Source organism: Mycobacterium sp. UM_11, assembly GCF_001414075.1.
Lineage (GTDB): Bacteria > Actinomycetota > Actinomycetes > Mycobacteriales > Mycobacteriaceae > Mycobacterium.
Map to the genome: position 1 here is coordinate 1 of NZ_LATC01000185.1, position 4087 is coordinate 4087.

Annotated in this window: 1 protein-coding gene; it reads right to left on the reverse strand. The window is 71.9% G+C overall.

Going from position 1 to position 4087, the window contains the following annotated elements:
• Positions 1 to 4087: non-ribosomal peptide synthetase (locus WU80_RS24230; RefSeq protein ID WP_156371868.1), on the reverse strand; the 4087-nt coding region annotated here is incomplete at both ends.

Genomic DNA, 4087 nt, shown 5'->3' on the forward strand with positions numbered 1-4087 from the left:
TGTGTATAAGAGACAGGCACCGCACCGAGCAGCATGCCGGTGGTTTCGATGTCCAGCTCGACCGATAGCTGCCCGGCGGTGGCGAAGGTGTCGGCCTCGGGGCGGACCGCGGGCAGCGCCGCGGGAGTCGCCGCCACGCGCTGCCAGGTGCCCAGCTGGTCGACGACGTCCGGGTGGCTCGCGCGCTCGGCAAGCCGCTCCGCCCATCGGGCGAACGAGGTGCCTGCCGCGGGCAGCGCCACCGGTTGTCCCTGCCGGTGCTGGGCCCACGCGATGTTCAAGTCCTCCAACAGGATTCGCCAGGACACCCCGTCGACAGCCAGGTGGTGGATGATCACCACCAGCTGGCCGGTGGCGGCGATCCACAGCGCGCTGAGCATCGCCCCGGCGGCCGGGTTCAGCCGCGACCGGGCCTGCACCAGCGCGGCGTCGGACAACTCGCCGACGGTGTGCAGGCAGTCGCGGGCATCGACCGAACCGGGCTCGGGCACCGCCAGCGACCAGTCGTCGCCGACCCGCAGGCGCAGCATGCCGTGCCGGTCGAGCAGGGCCTGCAACACCACCAGCGCGTCGGCCTCGTTGACGCCCGCGGGGGCCTGCACCAGCATCGCCTGGTTGAACTGATCGACGGGACCGTCCACCCCCTGCAGCCACCGGATGATCGGGGTCGCCGGCACCGGCCCGACGCCCTCGTCGATCACGGCGACTCCCGCGTCGGCCACCTCGGCCACGCGGGCCAGCCGGGCCACGGTCTGTTCGACGAAGATGTCGCGGGTGCGGCAGATCAGACCGGCCGCCCGCGCCCGGGTGACGACCTGCATCGACGAGATGCTGTCGCCGCCGAGGTCGAAGAACGAGTCGTCGATGCCGACGCGGTCGAGCCCGAGCACCTGGGCGTAGATGCCCGCCAGGATCTCCTCCACGGCGTTGCCGGGCGGGCGGTAGCGGTCGCCGTCGGCGTATTCCGGGGCGGGCAGGGCGCGGGTGTCGAGCTTGCCGTTGGGTGTGAGCGGCAGCGCTTCGAGCGCGACGACGGCGGCGGGAATCATGTACGCCGGCAACCGCTCCGCCAGCGCTTCGCGCGCCCCGGCCGGATCGGCCGTTCCGGTGATGTAGGCGACGAGGCGCTTATCGCCGGGGCGGTCCTCCCGCGCGATCACCACCGCCTGCTCGACCCCGTCGAGCCAGGCCAGCGCCGCGCGCACCTCACCGAGTTCGATGCGGTACCCGCGGATCTTGACCTGTTCGTCCGCCCGGCCCAGGTAGTCCAGCTGCCCGTCGGCGCGCCAGCGCACCAGGTCCCCGGTCCGGTACATCCGGGCGCCGGCCCCGCCGAACGGGCAGGCGACGAACCGCGATGCGGTCAGGCCCGACCGTTTCCAATATCCGCTGGCGACACCGGCGCCGGCCACATACAACTCGCCGACCACCCCGGCGGGCACCGGCCGCAGCCACCCGTCGAGCACGAACAGCGCGCCCCCGGGCACCGGCGACCCGATGGGCACGGCCCCGGACTCCACCGACGCCGGCGTCAGGGGCTCGCTGACCGCCGCGTACACCGTGGCCTCGGTCGGCCCGTAGGCGTTGATCATCGCCCGGCCCGGCCCCCAGCGGTCCACCAGTTCGGCCGGGCACGCCTCGCCGGCGACCACCAGGGCGACGGACTCCAGCCCCGCTGGGGCCAACATCGCTGCCGCAGAAGGGGTTTGGCTCAACACGCTGACGCGTTCGGTGACCAGCAGTTCGTGGAAGTCTTCGGGTGAGCGGGCCACCGACTCGGGCACCACGACCAGCCGCCCACCGTGCAACAGCGCGCCGAAGATCTCGTGGACCGAGACGTCGAAGGCCAGCGAATGCCACTGCGACCAGACCCCGGCGCGGGGCAGGCCGGTGTCCATGCGTGCCAGCAGTTGGGTCGCGTTCCGGTGGGTGACCGCGACGCCCTTGGGGACACCGGTGGTGCCGGAAGTGTAGATCAAGTAGGCCAGATCCGCCGGCCCCGGCGCCGTCAATGTCGTTTCGGGCCGGGGGGTTTCGTTGACGTCGATGATCGGCACGTCGTGGTCGGCGAGCCGGTCGGTGAGTTCGGCGGTGGTGATGACGGCCATCGGGGCGGCGTCGGCAAGCACGAATCCGACGCGCGACTCCGGCAGCGCGGGGTCGATCGGCAGGTAGGCCGCCCCCGACTTGAGCACGGCCAGGATTGCCACGATCGCCTCGGCCGAGCGCGAAAACAGCAGGGCCACAGACTGTCCGGGACGCGCCCCGCGGCCGGCCAGCGTATGGGCCAACCGGTCAGCGGCCTCGTCGAGCTCGCGGTAGGTCATGGACCGGCCGTCGCAGACCAGCGCCACGGCCTCCGGGGTGCGGGCCACCTGCGCGGCGAACAGCGCCGGAATGGACACCGGCGCGGCGGCGGGGCGGGCCAGCGCCGCCCGGTTGCCCATCGCGTCGAGCCGGGCATGCTCGGCCTCGTCGAGCAGATCCAGCGACGACAACGCCTGGGTGGGGTCGACGGTCATGGCCGTCAGCACCCGCTGTAGCCGCCCGACGAGGGACCGGATGCTTTCGGCGTCGAAAACGTCGGTGCGGAACTCCACCGTGCCGCCGATGCCGGCGGGGCCGCCGTCCTCGCTCCAGCGCTCGGCCAACGAGAAGGTCAAATCCATGCGGGCGGCTTGGGTGTCCACCGGGATCGGCGCGATGTCGACGTCGCCGAGGGACAGGCCGTTGACCGGGCCGCTGTCGTGCCCGGCGAAGTTCTGCCAGGCCAGCAGGACCTGGACCAGGGGATGGTGCGTCAGGCTTCGGGTCGGGTTGAGCCGCTCGACCAGCACCTCGAAGGGCACGTCTTGGTGTTCGTAGGCGGCCAGGCTGCGCTGCCGCACCTGGGCGATCAGGTCGGTGAAGGTGGGGTCGCCGCCCAGCTCAAACAGGTCGACCCGGAGCACCAGGGTGTTGACGAAGAACCCGACCAGGTCATCGAGTGCGGGGTCGCGCCGCCCGGCGATCGGAAAACCCACCGCCACATCGGGACTGGCGCTGATCTTGGAGAGCAGCACCGCCAGGGCCGTCTGGACCACCATGAAGCTGGTGGCGTTGTGCTTGCGGGCGAGCTCGCCGACGCCGCGTTGCAGGTCTATGGGCCAGTCGATTTCGACGGTGGCGCCGCGCTGATCGGCCACCAGCGGGTAGGGCCGGTCCGTGGGCAGCGGCACCCGGTCGGGCATGCCGGCCAGGGCCTCTTGCCAGTAGGCCAGCTGGGCGGCGATGGGGCTCTCGCGGTCGTCGAGGTCGCCGAGCTGCGCGCGCTGCCACAGCGTGTAATCGACGTACTGAACGGCCAAGGGCGACCAGCCGGGGGCCTCCCCGGAGCACCGGCTGGCGTAGGCCATGCCCAGGTCGCGCACCAGCGGGGTGATCGACATCCCGTCGGCGGCGATGTGATGGACCACGGCCACCAGCACGTGCTCGTCCTCGCCGACGCGGAAAAGCTCTGCCCGCATGGGGATTTCGGCCGCCAAATCGAACGTGTAGCGCGCCGTCGTTCCGATGGCCTCGTCGAGCCGGCCGGCCGACCAGCCGCGGGCGTCGACGATCTCCCAACCGAAGTCGGCCCGCTCGACGGGGAGCACCAGCTGCTGGGGCGTTCCCTCGGGCGCGGCGATCAGCGTGCGCAGGCTCTCGTGGCGGGCCACCACATCCGCCATGGCCGCGCCGAGCGCGTCGGCATCGAGCCGTCCGCTCAGCCGCAGCGCGGCCGCCATGTTGTAAACCGGTGACGGGCCTTGTAATTGGTCGAGGAACCACAGCCGATTCTGCGCGAACGACAACGGGATGACAGTGGGCCGCTCGGCGGCCACCAACGGCTCCAGCCCGCGGGCGCCCTCGCCGACCCGCAGCGCCAGCTGGGCGACCGTGGGCGCCTCGAAGACAACGCGGACCGGGAGGGCCACGCCCAGGTTGCTGTTGATCGCGGCGACCAGGCCCATGGCCGAGATGCTGTCGCCGCCGAGTTCGAAGAAGGAGTCGTCGGTGCTGACGCGCTCGAGGCCCAGGACGTCGGCGTAGATGCCGGCCAGCAGGT